20 protein-coding genes and 3 tRNA genes are annotated in these 16,939 nt (G+C 73.0%); 19 read left to right on the top strand and 4 right to left on the bottom strand.

The genetic code is table 11. The annotated features are described in order from the left end of the window. The first annotated feature begins 282 nt into the window (after nt 1-282). The 14 genes from V1J52_RS16905 to V1J52_RS16840 all read left to right on the top strand — a co-directional run bounded on the left by V1J52_RS16905 (nt 283) and on the right by V1J52_RS16840 (nt 10,392). Nucleotides 283-537, top strand: a complete 255-nt coding sequence (locus V1J52_RS16905; protein ID WP_330140672.1) for a DUF6284 family protein — start codon at nt 283-285, stop codon at nt 535-537. Further along, on the top strand, nt 534-986 hold the full coding sequence (locus V1J52_RS16900; protein WP_330140671.1) for a Pycsar system effector family protein: 453 nt from the start codon (nt 534-536) through the stop codon (nt 984-986). Before V1J52_RS16905 ends, V1J52_RS16900 begins: the two co-directional genes overlap by 4 nt. Beyond that, nucleotides 983-1,636, top strand: a complete 654-nt coding sequence (locus V1J52_RS16895; protein ID WP_330140670.1) for a GGDEF domain-containing protein — start codon at nt 983-985, stop codon at nt 1,634-1,636. The genes V1J52_RS16900 and V1J52_RS16895 overlap by 4 nt, the downstream gene beginning before the upstream one ends. After that, complete coding sequence (locus tag V1J52_RS16890) at nt 1,633-2,499, top strand: protein spdB (RefSeq protein WP_330140669.1); 867 nt, start codon at nt 1,633-1,635, stop codon at nt 2,497-2,499. Before V1J52_RS16895 ends, V1J52_RS16890 begins: the two co-directional genes overlap by 4 nt. Then, nucleotides 2,496-3,116, top strand: coding sequence for a DNA cytosine methyltransferase (locus tag V1J52_RS16885; protein WP_330140668.1), 621 nt, complete (start codon nt 2,496-2,498; stop codon nt 3,114-3,116). The genes V1J52_RS16890 and V1J52_RS16885 overlap by 4 nt, the downstream gene beginning before the upstream one ends. 203 nt (nt 3,117-3,319) lie before the next feature. Continuing rightward, complete coding sequence (locus V1J52_RS16880; protein WP_330140994.1) at nt 3,320-5,488, top strand: cell division protein FtsK; 2,169 nt, start codon at nt 3,320-3,322, stop codon at nt 5,486-5,488. 141 nt (nt 5,489-5,629) lie between these two features. After that, nucleotides 5,630-5,908 (top strand): hypothetical protein, encoded by a 279-nt coding sequence (locus tag V1J52_RS16875; protein WP_330140667.1) that lies wholly within the window; start codon nt 5,630-5,632, stop codon nt 5,906-5,908. Continuing rightward, the gene (locus V1J52_RS16870; protein ID WP_330140666.1) at nt 5,899-6,087 is read left to right on the top strand and encodes a hypothetical protein; all 189 of its coding nucleotides are present in this window, start codon (nt 5,899-5,901) and stop codon (nt 6,085-6,087) included. The genes V1J52_RS16875 and V1J52_RS16870 overlap by 10 nt, the downstream gene beginning before the upstream one ends. A 14-nt stretch (nt 6,088-6,101) precedes the next feature. Continuing rightward, entirely contained in the window at nt 6,102-6,302 is a 201-nt protein-coding gene (locus V1J52_RS16865) for a hypothetical protein (protein ID WP_330140665.1), read from the top strand. 77 nt (nt 6,303-6,379) lie between these two features. Then, on the top strand, nt 6,380-7,285 hold the full coding sequence (locus tag V1J52_RS16860) for a bifunctional DNA primase/polymerase (protein WP_330140664.1): 906 nt from the start codon (nt 6,380-6,382) through the stop codon (nt 7,283-7,285). After that, nucleotides 7,282-7,626 (top strand): hypothetical protein, encoded by a 345-nt coding sequence (locus V1J52_RS16855; protein ID WP_330140663.1) that lies wholly within the window; start codon nt 7,282-7,284, stop codon nt 7,624-7,626. Before V1J52_RS16860 ends, V1J52_RS16855 begins: the two co-directional genes overlap by 4 nt. After that, entirely contained in the window at nt 7,623-8,771 is a 1,149-nt protein-coding gene (locus V1J52_RS16850; protein ID WP_330140662.1) for a DUF3631 domain-containing protein, read from the top strand. Before V1J52_RS16855 ends, V1J52_RS16850 begins: the two co-directional genes overlap by 4 nt. Before the next feature lie 212 nt (nt 8,772-8,983). Then, nucleotides 8,984-9,181 (top strand): helix-turn-helix domain-containing protein, encoded by a 198-nt coding sequence (locus tag V1J52_RS16845; protein ID WP_330140661.1) that lies wholly within the window; start codon nt 8,984-8,986, stop codon nt 9,179-9,181. A gap of 71 nt (nt 9,182-9,252) precedes the next feature. After that, complete coding sequence (locus V1J52_RS16840) at nt 9,253-10,392, top strand: tyrosine-type recombinase/integrase (protein WP_330140660.1); 1,140 nt, start codon at nt 9,253-9,255, stop codon at nt 10,390-10,392. Nucleotides 10,393-10,477: 85 nt separating this feature from the next. On the opposite strand, the gene V1J52_RS16835 is transcribed toward V1J52_RS16840, so the two are convergent. The 4 genes from V1J52_RS16835 to V1J52_RS16820 all read right to left on the bottom strand — a co-directional run bounded on the left by V1J52_RS16835 (nt 10,478) and on the right by V1J52_RS16820 (nt 12,514). Beyond that, a tRNA-Phe gene (locus V1J52_RS16835) sits at nt 10,478-10,551 on the bottom strand. Between the two features lie 23 nt (nt 10,552-10,574). After that, nucleotides 10,575-10,649 (bottom strand) — tRNA-Asp (locus V1J52_RS16830). Between the two features lie 38 nt (nt 10,650-10,687). Continuing rightward, nucleotides 10,688-10,760 (bottom strand) — tRNA-Glu (locus tag V1J52_RS16825). Nucleotides 10,761-10,852: 92 nt separating this feature from the next. Further along, on the bottom strand, nt 10,853-12,514 hold the full coding sequence (locus tag V1J52_RS16820) for a metallophosphoesterase family protein (protein WP_330140659.1): 1,662 nt from the start codon (nt 12,512-12,514) through the stop codon (nt 10,853-10,855). 76 nt (nt 12,515-12,590) lie between these two features. On the opposite strand from V1J52_RS16820, the gene V1J52_RS16815 reads away from it, so the two are divergent. From V1J52_RS16815 to V1J52_RS16795, 5 genes are all read left to right on the top strand, one after another. Further along, complete coding sequence (locus V1J52_RS16815) at nt 12,591-12,944, top strand: metallopeptidase family protein (RefSeq protein WP_330140993.1); 354 nt, start codon at nt 12,591-12,593, stop codon at nt 12,942-12,944. After that, entirely contained in the window at nt 12,941-13,417 is a 477-nt protein-coding gene (locus V1J52_RS16810; protein WP_330140658.1) for a fluoride efflux transporter FluC, read from the top strand. The genes V1J52_RS16815 and V1J52_RS16810 overlap by 4 nt, the downstream gene beginning before the upstream one ends. 22 nt (nt 13,418-13,439) lie before the next feature. Continuing rightward, nucleotides 13,440-13,808, top strand: coding sequence for a fluoride efflux transporter CrcB (crcB, locus tag V1J52_RS16805; RefSeq protein WP_330140657.1), 369 nt, complete (start codon nt 13,440-13,442; stop codon nt 13,806-13,808). Between the two features lie 217 nt (nt 13,809-14,025). Then, the gene (locus tag V1J52_RS16800; RefSeq protein ID WP_330140656.1) at nt 14,026-14,607 is read left to right on the top strand and encodes a hypothetical protein; all 582 of its coding nucleotides are present in this window, start codon (nt 14,026-14,028) and stop codon (nt 14,605-14,607) included. A 245-nt stretch (nt 14,608-14,852) separates the two neighbouring features. Continuing rightward, nucleotides 14,853-16,931, top strand: coding sequence for a DEAD/DEAH box helicase (locus V1J52_RS16795; protein ID WP_330140655.1), 2,079 nt, complete (start codon nt 14,853-14,855; stop codon nt 16,929-16,931). Nucleotides 16,932-16,939 lie beyond the last annotated feature (8 nt).

Raw genomic sequence — 16,939 nt, 5'->3', positions numbered from 1 at the left:
AAAGGAAGCGCCTGGTCTTTGACAACTGCATGGGGATCATGCCGCCTCTCCTCGGCCAAGTAGGCGGCCACGTGGCCCGCTACCTGCGGGTTTACGCGAGGTACAGCGCAATCCCAACTTCCGCAGCCCGTTTCGGCTGCGGCCGGTTGCCTCCCCTGCCCGACTCGTACGGGCGGGGCTGAGGGGAGCCGGAATCCTCCGCTTCGCCCCTGACGGCACGCGGCCCCGGTGTTGCACCACCGGGGCCGCTTTCGGGCCGTCCGACCTGAGGAGTCACGACCCATGAACCCCATCCTCCCACCGGCGGCTGTCCCGCTGCCGGACGCGGAGCCGACCACGGCCGAGCTGGACGTCATCGACACCGAGATGCCGCTGGTCCGCGCTGAGGTCGAGCTGCTGGACGTGGAGATCGCGCTGCTGGACCGCGTGCCCACGGAGCTGGACCTGCGGCGGTGGCGGCGCCACCTGGGCCGGGTGCTGGACGCCCGGCGGGACCTGACCAACCGCGCCAACGGCCACAGCGAGGTGATCGCATGAGCACCACCCCGACGAACCCGACGCCGGACCGTACGGACGCCGCGCTCACCGAGGCGCGGGCGGACGTGAAGGCGGAGATCACCCGTACCGACACCAAGGCGTCGCTGCTGATCGCGTTCAACGGCGCGGTTCTCGCCGGACTCGGCACGGCCCTTCCCCGTCTCTCGCTGGGAGCTCCCGCGCTGATCGCGGGGGCGGCCGTCCTGCTGGGGGTCATCCGCCCCCGCCTGGGCGCTTGCCCGGGTACCTTCCCGCACTGGGCCACCCTTACCACCGAGACCCTGCGTGCCGACATGGCGCACGACCGCCGGCCCGAAGCCGTGGTGGCGCTCTCCCGCGTCGCGCTGGCCAAGTACACCGGGTTGCGTCGCGCGGTGGACATCACCCGTGCCGCTGGTGTCCTGCTGGTCGTCGCCGCTGTTCTCGCGGTGATCGGGGGCGCCGCATGAGCGCCGCAACGCTGCTTCCGGCCGCTGTGGCGGCGGCGCCGTTCGCGGCGGGTTGGGGGGTGCACGGGCTGTGTTTGCGCCGTCAGCTCCGCGCCGCCCGCCGTGACCCGCTGACCGGGCTGCGCACCCGGGCCGCGTTCGAGCGGGCCGCCACCCGCGCCCTGCGGCGCGGCCCGCACGCGGTCCTGGTCATCGACCTGGACGGCTTCAAGGCGGTCAACGACACCCACGGCCACGCGGCCGGTGACCACGCCCTGACCGCCGCCGCCGGTGCGCTGACCGAGACACTGGAGGACGACGGGCGCGGCGGGATCGTCGCTCGGCTCGGTGGGGATGAGTTCGCCGCCGTCGTGCCCGCCCCGCACGCCTACGCGGTTCCCTGGCTGCTGCGCGGCCTCCACGACCACCTGTGCGCCCCGCTCGCCTACAAGGGCCACACCCTCCACCTCGGGGCCTCCATCGGCGCGTGCCTGACGGCCGAGCTGGACGTCCCGGTGTTGCCGGTGGCGTTGCGGTTGGCGGATGAGGCGATGTACGCGGCCAAGCGGGACGGGGGCGGCTGGCGTATCGCGTCGGGGTCCGCTCCGGCTTGCCGGACGGTCAACGGGCGCCGTGCCGGCCGCCGGGGCACTCGGGGGGTGGCGGGATGAACACCAAGACCACTGCTCTCCCGGCCGCCGCCATGACGGCGGTCTCGATGGTGCTCACCTTGGCCGTGGTGGTGATGTGGCTGGGCGCGGCCGTGCCGTGGCCGGTGGCCGTGGTCGTCGGTCTGGGCATCGACGGCGGTTGGCTGGCCACCCTGGCCTACGAACGCCGCCTGGCCGCCCAGGGCGACCACAGCCGGACCGTCACCGCCGTCGGCTGGACGTTCGGTCTGCTGGCCACCGCCGTCCTGGTCCTCCACGCGCTGGGCGCCGAGGGGTCGGCCGGTGCGTGGCTGGCCGTGGCGTGGCTGCCGATCGCCGCGAAGGCGCTGTGGGTGGTACACGGGCTGTGGGAGCGCACCGCGCTCACGCCCGCCGCGCTCGGCGTGATCCGCGGTATCCGTCAAGACGCCCGCGACGAAGCGGCCGTCGCCCGGGCCCGGCTGCGGGCCGACGCCGGGACGGAGGAAACGCGTCTTGCCGCCGTGACGGAGGCCGGTGCCCGCGTCGCACGCGTCCAGGCCCGCACCGCCAAAACCCTCTCCCAGGCGTGGGCGACGTTGGAGGCGGCCCGCTCGGGTGAGGGGACGGGCAAGGCGCTGACCTGCGTGACGGACCCCGTCACACCCGGCGTCACACCCCGTTGGGATCTCCCGGTCTGGGGACCTAGTCAGCCGGTGGAGGCGTCCGCGCTGGAAGCCGGTCCCGCCCTGAGCGATGCCGAGCTGGACCGGCTGGTTGACGAGATCCGTCACAGCCGGACCCCGCCCCTGTCCTACCGGGAGATGGCCACCCGCTTCCGGGCAGGGGGGCACTCCGCCTCCGAGGTGCGGCTGCGGGCGGCGTGGAAGCGGGTGGCGGCATGAGGGCCCGCCCGTGGAACGGGTTGCGGGTGCTGGACCTGTGCTGCGGCGCGGGCGGGATGTCGATGGGCTACCACCTGGCGGGCTTCGAGGTGGTGGGGGTGGACATCGCCCCACAGCCGAACTACCCCTTCACCTTCCACCAGGCCGACGCCCTCACCTTCCCCCTGGACGGCTACGACCTGGTCCACGCCTCCTGGCCCTGCCAGGCGTTCGCCCCGGTCACCGCCTGGCGCGGCGACCGGGGCGCCCACCCCGACCTCCTCACCCCCGGCCGCGCCCGCCTGCAAGCATCCGGCCTGCCCTGGGTGATCGAGAACGTCCCCCAAGCCCCGCTGCGCCCGCACTACCTGCTGTGCGGAACCCAGTTCGGCCTCAACGTCCGCCGCCACCGCGCCTTCGAGACCTCATGGGGCGGGGGCGGGGAGTTGCTGCCGCCCTGCTGGCACCGCCCTGGCCTCCTGGCCTTCGAGCACAAGGGCGAGCGGACCTACGCCGATGCCATGGGCTGCACCTGGATGACCAACCGCGAAGCCCGCCAGGCCGTACCCCCCGCCTACACCCACTGGATCGCCACCCAGTACCTCACCCATCACCACACCACGCCGGTGGCGGCATGAACCGTCGTCTCACCCGAGCCGACTGCCACCACGGACACCCCGCCGCCCTCGCGGCATAAACACCTACGGCCGGGCCCGGTCGCCCACCTACCACAGCACGCGGTCCGAGCCCGGCCCCTCCCCTGTTCAGGAAGGAAGTGCCAGTGAAGCAGCACGACGGCAACGACGACGAACGGGAGCTGTTCGCCCGGCTCGAACACGAGATGACCACCGCTCCCGACTCCGCCCCGCCTGCACCGGCCGGTGCGGTCATCGACCTGAACAAGGCGCGCTCCCTGCGCACCCCGCCCGACCCCGACGCCGACGCGGACACTCCCGGTGGCGGCCCCGGTGAGGGGGCGGGTCCGGTGCTGGTCGACTCACCTTCCGCCGGGTCGGGCGAGAGTCTGACGGATCGGTGGCGGGGGGCCAAGCGGCGGGACGTGCTTCCGGGGTGGGCGCGCTCACAGGCCGAGTTCGCCGCGGGGGCGCGGTGGCTGGCCGGGCACATCGGCCACACCACCACCTACCACGCCGTTCGCCTGCCCTGGTACACCCTGCGCCTGACCGCCCAAGCCCCCGCCGGGGCCGCGAAGTTCGTCGGCGGGGCGCTGCGGTGGGTGGCCGACCGGGAAGGCGACCCGCTGCGCTCTGCCGCCGCCCGCCGCGAGAACGTGGCCGAGTACATGACCCTCTCTCGCCAGCGTGACCGCCGGGTTCGCTGGCGGACCCTGGTCGCGATCGTGGCCGCGTTCGTTGGTCTCGGAACGGCCCTGTCGATGTACGTCCTTGCCCCCGGGTGGCTGCTCGCGCTGGCCGGGGCGTCAGTGACCCTCGCCATGGGATGGCTGGGCGCCCCGGCGGACGCGCCGATCGTCCACCGCGCGGTGGAGTCGGGGAAGACGCCCAAGCTCACGAGTGACATCGTGCTTCGGGCGCTGGGGGCGCTGGGTATTCCGGCGATCAGTCAGGCGCAGTCCAAGGGCGGGGACGGGTTCAAGTTCACCGCCCCCATCGCCCGCGACGGACGCGGCTGGCGCGCCGAAGGTGACCTGCCCTACGGCGTGACCGTCACCGACGTCATCGACCGGCGGGACAAGCTTGCCTCCGGGCTGCGCCGCCCGCTGGGCTGCGTGTGGCCCGAGGCGGTGGCCGAGGAACACACCGGCCGGTTGGTGCTGTGGGTGGGGGACCAGGACATGTCCAAGTCCCGCCAGCCGGTGTGGCCGCTGGCGAAGTCCGGCAGCGTGGACCTGTTCAAGCCCGTCGCGTTCGGGACCGACCCGCGCGGCCGGTGGGTGGAGATCACCCTCATGTACATCGCGGGCGTGATCGGCGCCATCCCACGCATGGGCAAGACCTTCCTGCTCCGCCTGCTGCTGCTCATTGCCGCACTCGATCCGCGTGCGGAGCTGCACACCTACGATCTCAAGGGCACCGGCGACCTTGACCCGGTCGGCAACGCCGCCTCCCACCGGCACCGCGCCGGGGATGAGGAAGAGGACATCGAGTACGCGCTGGCGGACCTGAGGGAGCTGCGCGAGGAGCTGCGGCGGCGCACCAAGGTGATCCGGGGCCTGCCCCGGGACATCTGCCCCGAGTCCAAGGTCACCTCCCAGTTGGCCGACAAGACCAGCCTTGGTCTGCATCCGATCGTGGTCGGGGTCGATGAGTGCCAGGTGTGGTTCGAGCACCCCGAGCACGGCAAGGAGTTCGAAGAGGTCTGCACCGACCTGGTCAAGCGGGGCCCGGCCACCGGCATCGTGCTGCTGCTGGCCACCCAGCGCCCGGACGCCAAGTCCCTGCCCACCGGCATCAGCGCCAACGCCTCTGCGCGGTTCTGCCTGAAGGTGATGGGCCAGACCGAGAACGACATGGTGCTGGGCACCTCCGCCTACAAGCGCGGGGTGCGGGCGACGATGTTCGCCTGGGGTGACAAGGGCATCCACTACTTCGTGGGCGAGGGGGCGGACGCGCGGATCGTTCGGTCGGTGTTCATCGACGCCCCCGCCGCCGACGCCATCGCCGCCCGCGCCCGCACCGCCCGCCAAGCCGCGGGCACGCTGGCCGGATACGCGCTGGGGCAGGATTACGACGCGGCCCCGACCGGCCCGGCCTATGACCTGCTGGGCGACATCTTGGCCGTGGTCGGCGCCGACGAACCCAAGCTGTGGTCCGAGACCGTGGTCGCCCGGCTGGCGGAGCTGCGGCCGGAGGTCTACGGGGACTGGGGCGGGGAGCAGCTGACCGCCGCGCTGAAGCCCTACGGCGTCAAGACCGGGCAGGTGTGGGGGACCACCGAAGGCGGCAAGGGCGCCAACCGGCGCGGCATCAAGCGCGCCGACATCGTCGCCGCTATTGCGGAGCGTGACGGAAGCGCGGACGCCGCCTGAGCGTCAACGCCCGCTAGACCTAGCGGCAGCCCCCGCTAGGTCTAGCGGCCCCGCTAGCGGCCCACACCACATCTGATCAGGCCGCTAACACCTAGCGGCCTACCTGCGAAAAGCCCCGGAACCGACCCGTGGAGGCCCTTCATGCCCCTCGCCCTGGCCGCTATGGCCATCCTCGCGCTCGTCACCCTCGGTTACGCCGGTGTGTGTGCGGCATCGCCGTTCGGGACGTGCCGCCGCTGCAACGGACTGGGCTTCGCCCTCACCACCGACCGGCGCGGCAAGCCCTGTCGCCCCTGCCGTGGCCACGGCAAGCGCATCCGCGTCGGCCGCTGGCTCTACAACCGCACCACCCGGCTCCACCACGAAGGCACGCACGCCCCCGCACCCGCTCACTCCAAGGAGGCCCGGCCGTGGCCGTGACCATCTCCCTCGCGCTCCTCTTCGGCGCCCTGCTCGCCGTCCTGATCAAGTCCAAGACCCTCGGCGCCGGGGCCGCGTTCGTCGCCGCCGCCTTCGGCTACTTCCTCGCCTCCACCGGCGCCGCCCCCGCCATCAACGACTTCACTGCCGCCGTCATCGCCGCCATCCCCAACGTCTGAGAAGGGGGCCTGTGATGGCCGACCGCATCAGCCTGATGGCCGCCGGGGAACTGCGCGACGCCATCGCCGCCGTCCAGCGCGGTGACACCGCCAGCGCTGCCTACGCGCTGGCTTCCATCGACCCCGACTCCTGGCACGCCATCGAACACCGCCTGAACACCTTGGGGGGCGAGATCGCCGCCCTCCTCACCCCCGACCACGACACCCACGCCTGACACGCAACGGGGCGGCCCCCCTCCTGGCAGAGATCCGGGGCCGCCCTCACCACCAACTCAACAGTGGAGGTTCCAGCATGCCCGACGACCCCCGCCCCGCGCTGCTGAACGCAGCCTTGGATGCCGCCGAACGTGGCTGGCCCGTCTTCCCCCTCCTGCCCGGCAGCAAGCGCCCCGCGCTCCACGCCGAACACGCCTGCCCCCGAACCGGCGACTGCGCATCCGGGCACGCCAAGTGGGAGCAGCGCGCCAGCATCGACCCCGCCCGCATTCGCGCAGCCTGGGCCCACCGGCCCTACAACATCGGCATCGCCACCGGCCCGGCCGAACTGGTCGTCATCGACCTGGACAAGCCGAAGAACCAGACGGACGCGCCTTGCGGCGCGACGACCTTCCATGCGCTCTGCGAGCGCGCCGGGCAGGCCGTCCCCACCACCCGCCGCGTGCGGACCGCCAGCGGCGGGGAGCACCTGTACTTCACCGCCTCGCCCGGCGTCCGGCTGGCCAACACCGCCGGACGGCTCGGGCCGCTGGTGGACACCCGGGCCTGGGGCGGCTACGTCGTCGCCCCCGGCAGCACCCTCCCCCACGGCGCCTACGAGGTCACCGACCACGCCCCGCCCGCGCCCCTGCCCCGGTGGCTGCTGGACGCCCTCGCCCCGCCACCCCCGCCCCGCCCCACCGCAGGGACCCCGGCAGTGTCGAGCGCGGTACCCGGGTACGTCGCCGCAGCCCTGCGCAACGAGACCGCGAACGTCGCCGGGGCATCAGAAGGGGTGCGGAACTGGACGCTCGTGCGGGCCGCCCGCGCACTGGGGCGGTTCGTCGCGTCCGGCGACCTGGCCCGGCACGTGGTCGAGCAAGCTCTTAAGGAGGCAGGGCAGGCGGCCGGACTGCGCGAATCCGAGTGCACCCCCGCCATCACCAGCGCCCTGAACTGGTCCATCGCCCACAACGGCGCCGGACACCGGAGGGCCGCATGAACCCCCGCCCCCGCCTTAAGAGCATCACCACCACACCCGACCAGCCGCACCCCGCCCCACCGGCCCCGCTTGCACCGGCCGTGGGCGCCGGGACGGTCGTCGGCCGCAAGGCCGTCCGCTCTCTCCCTGACCCGCACGCGGGCGACGGGCGGTACCCGGTCGCCTGGCTGCACATCACCGCCCCCTACGGCACCTCGCCCACGGCCATCTCGTGGTGCCTGTGCGGACGCCACGAACGCGCCGCCGGGCCCGCCCGCGTGCTCGCCCTGAGCGAAGACCACGCCGACCACCGCGACGTGTGCCCGCTGCGCGTCAACACCGAAGGAGGGGTGGCCGCATGAGTGCCATCGACGGCGCCGCATTGCTGGACGAGGTGGAGGCGTTCCACCGCCGCTTCAACGTCTTCCCCCTGGAAGCCGCCTACGTCGCGGTGACCTTGTGGGACGCGCACGCGCACCTGCTCGACTGTTTCGACTCCACCCCGCGCATCGCCTTCCTCTCCCCCGAACCGGGGTCGGGGAAGTCCCGTGCGCTGGAGATCGTGGAGACCCTGGTCCCTCAGCCGATGGTGGCCGTGAACGCCTCCGCGGCTGCCCTCTTCCGCGCCGTCTCCGGACCCGAGGGGCGGCCCACGATCCTCTTCGATGAGATCGACACCGTCTTTGGCCCCAAGGCCGGTGACAACGAGGAACTGCGCGGCTTCCTCAACGCCGGACACCGCCGCTCCGGCGTCACCTACCGGTGCGTGGGAGACGGCTCGACGCAGTCGGTCGTGCCCTTCCCGTCCTACTGCGGGGTCGCGGTCGCGGGGCTGGGGAACCTGCCGGACACGATCATGACCCGCTCCATCATCGTCCGCATGCGCCGCCGCGCTCGCAACGAGAGCGTGGAGCCCTTCCGGGCCCGCATCCACACCGCGCAGGGCAACAAGATCCGTGACCGCCTCGCGCAGTGGGCCGAAGCCGCCCGGCCCATGGTCGACGGTGTCTTCCCCGACATGCCCGAAGGGGTCACCGACCGCCCCGCCGACGTGTGGGAACCGCTCATCGCCGTGGCCGACGCGGCAGGCGGGCACTGGCCCGAGCGGGCCCGCGCCGCCTGTGTGGAGCTGGTCAACGCCTCCAAGAGCGACGACAAGGGCAGCATCGGCATCCGGCTGCTCACCGACCTGCGCGACCAGGTCCTCAACGGCATCGACCGCCTGCCCACCGTCGCCGTCCTGGAACGGCTGCACAGCCTGGACGAAGCCCCGTGGGCGGACATGGGCGGCAAGCCCCTGGACGCACGCGGCCTGTCCAAGCTGCTGCGCCAGTACGTCACGGCCGACAACGACCCCATCGCCGCCCGCAACATCAAGACCGGCGGCGGAGTCCTCAAGGGCTACTACGCGGCCGACCTCGCGGACGCCTGGGCGCGGTACTGCCCCCCACCCCCGGAAAGTCCGCTACTTCCGCTACCGCCGCTACCGGCCAGCTCACAGCCCTGACACCGGTAGCGGCAACGCCCGAAACCTCCGCTACCCCGCGCCGAACAACCGCTACCGACCCGGCCCGACGACACCCGGGCCGGTAGCGGACCATCCGCTACCGCTACCCCCATCCGCTACCACGATCACGCCCCTGACCAGGGCGGTAGCGGAGGTAGCGGAAGTAGCGGACCTGATGACAGGGGGCCGCATGCTCCCGCCCGGAGGCCGCAATGATCGACACCGCACCCGGCACGCCGGAAGTGCTCACCGTGCCCGAAGTCATGACCGCACTCCGCCTGAGTCGCTTCAAGGTCTACGACCTGATCCGCTCCAAGCAGCTCCGCAGCATCACCATCGGCCGGGCTCGACGCATCCCGGCCGCTGCCCTTGCCGAGTTCATCAGCAACCAGATGGAGGAAGCCGCCTGATGGCCCGCAGGAAGCGCAACCCGAATGGTGCCGGATCTATCACCCGCCGCAAGGATGGCCGGTACGTCGGCATGGCGTACGTCACAACCAGCTCTGGTATCCGGAAGCGGATGTACGTCTACGGCAAGACCTGGAACGAGGCTGATGCCAAGCTGACCGAACTGAAGTCGATGGAACACGGTGGCATCCCTGTTCCCGACTCCGAATCGACCGTCGCCGAGTTCCTGGCCTACTGGCTTGCCGAAGAGGTGGAGCCGAATCGGCGGCCCAAGACGTACCAGGGGTACGCGAGCGTGGTCACCGTGCACCTCGTACCCGGGCTGGGGAAGAAGAAGCTACGAAAGCTGCGCACCCAGGAGGTGCGGACGTGGCTGAACCGGCTGCGCAACGAGTGCCAGTGCTGCAAGCGGGAGTGGGACAAGAATCGGACCGAGCCGCGCTGCTGCGCGGTGGGGCACTGCTGCCAGCGGAAACTGTCCACCCGGATGGTCCAGTACATCCACTCCGTGTTGCGCAACGCACTTCAGCACGCCCTTCGGGAAGAACTGGTGCTGCGGAACGTCGCCCGGCTCGTGCGGACGCCGGCACCTAGCTACGCGACTGGTCAGGGGCTCCCCACCTCGGTCGCGAAGCTGGTGCTGAAGGAGCTGCGAGACCATCGGTTCTACGCGCTCTACGTGCTCGCTCTGACGATGGGGATGCGGCGGGGTGAGCTGCTGGGGCTCTCCTGGACGGCTGTGGACCTCGAACGTCGGACCCTGATCGTCGCTACGAACCTTCAGCGTGTCGGAGGGGAGCTACAGCTCGTGCAGCCTAAGACGGCGAGTTCGACCCGGACGCTTCCGCTGCCGCAACTGGTCGTGGAGGCGCTCACCGAGCACCAGGAGCGGCAGGCACAGGAGCGGGCGGCGGCCGGGACGGAGTGGAAGGAGAACGGGCTCGTCTTCCCCTCCCGCATTGGGACGCCCTACGAGCCGGACAACCTCCGGCGAAGCTGGGGCCCGATTCGCCGGAAGTTCGGGCTGACCCATCGCTTCCACGACCTGCGGCACACCTGCATCACGCTCCTGTTGGACCTCGGCGTGCCGCCGCACGTCGTGATGGAGATCGCCGGGCACAGCGATCACGGGGTGACGATGAAGGTCTACGCTCACGCGTCCCTGGACGAGAAGCGGCGCGCCCTGGACAAGCTGAGCGGGGAGCTGGTCTGACCCACTGATGTCAGGCATGGATGTCACGGCATAAGCGAAGGCCCGGACAAGATCATTGTCCGGGCCTTTTCGCTGTTCAGCGCTGTGGCTGGGGCCGGGGTCGAACCGGCGACCTTCCGCTTTTCAGGCGGACGCTCGTACCAACTGAGCTACCCAGCCACGCAGCCCTTGACGGGCTGCTGCGGTCCTGACGGGATTTGAACCCGCGGCCTCCACCTTGACAGGGTGGCGAGCACTCCAAACTGCTCCACAGGACCAGGAGCCGTGCGAGAACCAGTCTCGCACAGGTGTTGCGTGCCCCCAACGGGATTCGAACCCGTGCTACCGCCTTGAAAGGGCGGCGTCCTGGGCCACTAGACGATGAGGGCTGATGGCCCACCTGGGCGCTTCGTCAGCGCGTCGGGGACGTGAGAAGCATATGGGATACCGGGACGGTTCGCCAAAACAGATCGCGCGCCGCTCAGGGGGCGGCGGCGGACGGCGTCGGCGGAGCCGGGGTTCCGGTGCCGGACGGCTCGCGGAGCGGCGGCGTGGCGGACGGCGTTCCGGGGGAGGGCGATCCGGGGGACGGCGACGGGGAGTCGGGGGAGGAGGGGACGGAACCGGGTTTGGGGTCGTCCGGGAGGTGGCGGCTGACCTCCGCGGACGTCAGGCCGAGCCCGCCGAGGGTGATCTCGTCCCACGCCTGGAGCCGCTTCGTCTCCTCGCTCAGGTAGAGCACCGAGGCGTTCACGTTCTCCGGGACGTCGCCCTCGACCGCGCGCAGGCCGCCGCCGCCCGTCGAGCCCTCGACCATGAGCCGCGTGCCGCCGGGCAGGTCGTGCTGCTTGCGGTTGTGGGTGTGCCCGGCCAGGACGAGCGGGACGGTGCCGGCCGTCTGCTCGGCCATCACCGGATTGTGGGCGACGGCGATGTCCACGGGACGGCCCCGGCGCTGCTCGGCCCGCAGCGCGGCGGCCAGTTCCCGTCCGGCCGCGCGCTCGGCCGGATCGCCCTGGGCCACCACGGAGCGGTCCGGCGTGAACTGGGGGTCGCCCATGCCCGCGATCCGCAGCCCGCCCACGGTGACGGCCCTGCCGTCGTCCAGGACGTACACGTTGTCCAGGCCCTCCAGGTACTCCTGGGTGGACAGCGAGTCGTGGTTGCCGCGCACCCAGACGAAGGGCGCGCCCAGCTCGGCGACCGGGTCCAGGAAGGCGTTCTCGGCCGCCGTGCCGTGGTCCATGGTGTCGCCGCTGTCGATGACGACGTCGATCTCGTACTGCTCCACCAGCGATTCGATGATCGGCCACGCCGCCGGGTTGAGGTGGATGTCCGAGACGTGCAGCACCCGGATCGTCGTGGGGTCGGGCGCGTAGGTCGGCAGTGTGGAGACGGCGTCGTAGAGCTTGGTGACGTTGGTCACCAGCCGGGCCAGCTCCCGGGAGTAGATGTCGAAGTCCGACGCGATGCTGCGCGCGTTGCCCACCAGGCTCGGCGCCCCGGCGAGCAGTCCGGAGAACTTCGGCTCCAGGACGGCCTTCGGGTTCCACGTGGCGTACGCGCTCGCCCCGGAGGCGGCGAGCAGGGCGAGCGCCAGCCCCCCGGCGGCCAGGGCCCGGCGCGGCCTGCGGTAGACGACCAGGCCCAGCGCCGTCGCCCCGGAGACGACGGCGATCGCCGCGCGCACCGCCAGGTCCCGGGTGCCGTCCCGGACGTCGGCGGTGACCTGGTCCTGGAGCCCGTTGATGGTCTCGGGGCGGTCGACGAGTGAGCCGACCCGCTCCGGGTCGAGCCGGGTGACGTCCACGTCGAGGCGCAGCGGCGCCTGGTGGCTCTCCAGTTCCAGCGCGCCGAGCGGCGCGACGTTGATCCGGGTCCCGCCCTCGGCGGAGGGCCGCAGCGTCATCGTCGTGTCCATGGGGCCGACCGGTTTGTGGACGTTCCCCACGGTGAGCAGCCCGATCCAGGCGCCCAGCAGCGTCACGGCCGCCAGGCCCAGCGCGCGGGCGAACGGGTGCGCGGAGCGGGCCGGCCGCGCGAGGCCGGTGCGGCCCCGGCGGGCCGGACGCGCCGGACGGGTCGGACGGTGGAGCAGGCGGCGGACGGCGGCGCCGAACGGCCTCATCGGATCACGGGCCATGCCGCCCCTCTGCCCAGGCCAGGTCCCGAGTATGCGGTTCCGCCGTCCCGTACCCGACAATGGCCCAGTGCTGGAGATGACGCGCGAGGAGTTCGAGGAACTGGTCGCGGAGGCGCTGGACCGCGTCCCGCCCGAACTGACCCGGCTCATGGACAACGTGGCCGTCTTCGTGGAGGACGAGCCGCCTCCGGGGGAGCCCGAGTTGCTGGGCCTGTACGAGGGGACGCCCCTGACCGAGCGCGGCGAGTGGTACGCCGGGGCCCTCCCGGACCGCATCTCGATCTACATGGGCCCGATCCTGCGCCTGTGCGCCCGCGAGGAAGGCGGGCGCGAACTGGTGGTGGAGGAGGTGGAGATCACCGTCGTCCACGAGATCGCGCACCACTTCGGCATCGACGACGACCGGTTGCACGCCCTGGGGTACGGGTGAGCCCCGCCCCGGCGGACGGCGACGGCGCGCCCGGCTCCGGCGCCGTGCCGCTCCCGCCGGCCGCCCGCGCCGGTGCCGGGAGCGGCCGCCGGTGGACCGTACTCGGGGCGGTCGCGCTGGGCGGCGCGTTGGGCGGGCTGGCCCGCCACGGCGTCCAGGTGCTGTGGCCGCCCGGCGGCCCGGGCTTCCCCACGGGCACCCTGCTCGTCAACGTGGCGGGCTGCGCGCTGCTCGGCTCGCTCATGACGCTGGTGGCGGGGCGCCACCCGCACCCGCTCGTGCGGCCGTTCCTCGGCGTGGGCGTGCTCGGCGGCTTCACCAGCCTCTCCGCGTACGCGCTCGACGGCGCCCTGCTGCTGGACGCCGGGGCCCTGCGGTCCGCCGTGCTCTACCTGGCCGGGACGCTGGTGGGCGCGCTCCTCGCCGTCTGGGCGGGCGCGGCGCTGACCCGGGCGGTGGCGGTGCGGACGTGAGCCGGGTGCTGGCGGTGCGGGCGTGAGCTGGCTGCTGGTGGCGCTCGGAGCCGCCGTCGGTGCTCCGCTGCGCTACCTGGCCGACCGGGCGGTGCAGGCCCGGCACGCGTCCGCCTTCCCGTGGGGCACGTTCACCGTCAACGTGACCGGCTGCCTCGTCCTGGGCGTCCTGACCGGCGCGGTGGGCGGCGGCGCGGCCGGGGAGGCGGCGCGGACGCTGCTCGGCACCGGGCTGTGCGGCGCGCTCACCACGTACTCGACGTTCTCCTACGAGACCCTGTGCCTCGCCGAGCGCGGCCGCTGGTTCCCGGCCGCCGCGAACGCCCTGGGGACGCCCCTCGTCGGCCTCGGCGCCGTCCTCCTCGGCCTGGCGGTGACGGGCCGGTGGTGACGGGCCGGTGGCGCGGGCTGGTGGTGCCGCGTCAGCCTGACGGCCGGTGGTGGCGGCGGGCCGGGGCCGTGGCGGTCACGGGCACAGGGCACACGGGGCGAGGAGGCGTTCGCCGGGCCGGGGCGGCGCGAGGAGGCGTCCGCGGGGGCGTGTCCTCCGCACGGGTGGGGGAGTTGGGCAGGGCGCCCCTAGCCGTCCGCCCCGGAGGTGTCCGTCCGTGCGCGTTGTCCCCGGCCCCCGCGCCGTCCCCGGCGCCCGAACCGCCCGCGCCGTCCGTACGGGGGTGGCGGCCCTGACGGGGCTGGCCGTCGCCACGCTGGGCGGCTGCATGACCGTCGGGGAGTCCGAAGGGCCGAAGACGCGACCGGAACCGGTGGGCCACACCTCCTTCGCCGAACCGGAACCGGCGGAGGCGGCGGAGGAGGGCGGGCCCGCCGGGGGCGTCCACGCCCCCGGCTCCTTCGCGGAACCGGGCGGTGGCACGCCCCGGGAGCCCGGCGCCGGGGAACGGGACGCGGGGGAACCGGGCGGCGGGGGCGAACCGGAAGCGGCGGAGGACCGGCGCGAGCCGTCCGCGGAACCGGCGCGCCCGTCCGCCGGGCCCTCCGTCGCCGACCCGCCCGGCGGCGGCGGTGACGGCGGACCCGGCCGCCCGGGCCCGCCCCGGGAGCCGGAGCCGGAACCGTCGGACACACCGCCGGAGCCGGAGCCCTCCGCGTCGCCGCCGGCGGAGGCGAGTCCGCCCGCGCCGAGCCCGTCGGACCCGGCCGCGCCGGAGGAGGGGGCGGACGGGGCGTGACGGACGTCTCGGCCGGTTCCGGACCGGGTCGTTTGCGTACGGGCGGCCCGGGTGCGTATGGTGGTAGATCGTTTGATCCCATTTGCCCGGCGCCCCAACCGAAGCGCGCCGTGTGGCGCGTTCCTTTGCTTAGCCGTGGGCTTGACCGCACTGAGGCGGTCGTGTGCGAATCACGGAAGTTTGTGGCGCGTGCCGATGAACTCCGAGAGGTTCGCATCAGCATGTCTGTTACCACGCCCGAAAACATGTCTGCCCAGATCGCAGACGTCGACCGGTCCCCGGTGGACGAGGTCACCGAAGCCACCACCGCCGAGGCCGTCGGGGCCGCCGACGCGACCGGAGTGACCGAGGCCACCGAGGTGTCCGAGGCCACCGAGGTGTCCGAGACCGCCGACGTGAGCGAGTCCGCCGACGTGACCGAGGCCGAAGTGGCCGAGCCCACGGTGACCTTCGAGGACCTCGGCCTCGCCGAGCCCGTCGTGCGCAAGCTCGCGCAGAACGGCGTCACCACCCCGTTCCCCATCCAGGCCGCCACCATCCCGGACGCACTGGCAGGCAAGGACATCCTCGGCCGCGGCCGTACCGGCTCCGGCAAGACGCTCAGTTTCGGCCTGCCCATGCTCACCAGGCTCGCCGGCGGCCGCACCGCCCGGCACCGTCCGCGCGCGGTCATCCTCACCCCGACCCGCGAGCTGGCCATGCAGGTCTCCGACGCGCTCCAGCCCTACGGCGACGTGCTCGGCCTCCGGCTGAAGGTCGTCTGCGGCGGCACCTCCATGGGCAACCAGATCGCCGCCCTGGAGCGCAGCGTCGACATCCTCGTCGCCACCCCGGGCCGTCTGCGCGACCTCATCAACCGGGGCGCCTGCTCCCTGGACGACATCCAGGTCGCCGTCCTCGACGAGGCCGACCAGATGGCCGACCTCGGCTTCATGCCCGAGGTCACCGAGATCCTCGACCTCGTGCCCAAGGGCGGCCAGCGGATGCTCTTCTCCGCCACGCTGGAGCGCGAGATCGACACCCTGGTCAAGCGCTACCTCGTCAACCCCGTCAGCCACGAGGTGGACGCCGCCCAGGGCGCCGTCACCACGATGACGCACCACATCCTCATCGTGAAGCCGCAGGACAAGGCGCCCGTCACGGCCGCCATCGCCGCCCGCAAGGGCCGCACGATCGTGTTCGTCCGCACCCAGATGGGCGCCGACCGCATCGCCGAGCAGCTCCGCGAGGCGGGCGTGCGCGCCGACGCCCTGCACGGCGGCATGACCCAGGGCTCCCGCACCCGTGTGCTGGCCGACTTCAAGGACGGCCGCGTCAACGTGCTGGTCGCCACGGACGTCGCCGCGCGCGGTATCCACGTGGACGGCATCGACTTGGTCCTCAACGTCGACCCGGCCGGTGACCACAAGGACTACCTGCACCGCTCCGGCCGCACCGCCCGCGCCGGGCAGTCCGGCACGGTCGTCTCGCTCGCCCTGCCGCACCAGCGGCGGCAGACCTTCCGGCTCATGGAGGACGCGGGCGTCGACGCCTCGCGCCACCTCATCGGCCGGGGCGACGTGTTCGACGAGGACGTGGCCGCCATCACCGGCGCCCGCTCCCTCAGCGAGGTGCAGGCCGAGGCCGCCGCGAACGCCGCCCGCCAGGCCGAGCGCGACGTCGCCACCCTGGACCGGAAGCTGGCCGACGCCAGGCGCCGCGCCCTCGAACTCCGCGAGGAGGCCGGACGCCTGACCGCCCGCGCCGCCCGTGACCGGGGCGCCGACGCGGACGAGGCCGTCGCCCAGTTCACCGAGGAGATGGACCGCGCCGCCGCCGAGGAGGCCGAGCGCGCCACCAAGATGGCCGCCGCCCGCGCCGCCGAGCAGGAGCGCAAGGCCCAGCAGAGCCGCGACGAGCGCAAGCGCGAGGGCGGCAACTTCCAGCGCCGCGACGACCGCCGCGACCGTCCCTTCAACCGTGACCGCGACCGCGGCCCCCGCCGCGACGACCGCCGTTCGGACGACCGTCCGTTCAACCGCGACCGCCGCGACGACCGGGGCTCGGACCGCCCGTTCCGCGACCGGAGTGACGACCGCCGTCCCTACGGCCGCCGCGACGACCACCGCACCGGTGCCGACCGCGGTGACCGCGGCTTCCGCCGCGACGACCGCCCGGCCCGCTCCTACGACCGCCGCTCCGACGACCGTCCGTTCAACCGCGACCGCCGCGACGACGACCGCCGTCCCTACGGCCGCCGCGACGACCACCGCGGTGCCGCCCCCAGCGGCAACCGCTCCTTCGGCCGCCGCACCGACAAGCCGCGCTGGAAGCACAACGGCTGACGCGCACG

It is taken from the genome of Streptomyces solitudinis, from assembly GCF_036323765.1.
Lineage (GTDB): Bacteria > Actinomycetota > Actinomycetes > Streptomycetales > Streptomycetaceae > Streptomyces.
Note: the sequence above shows the minus strand (reverse complement) of the source record. Positions and strands in the feature narration are given on the sequence as shown.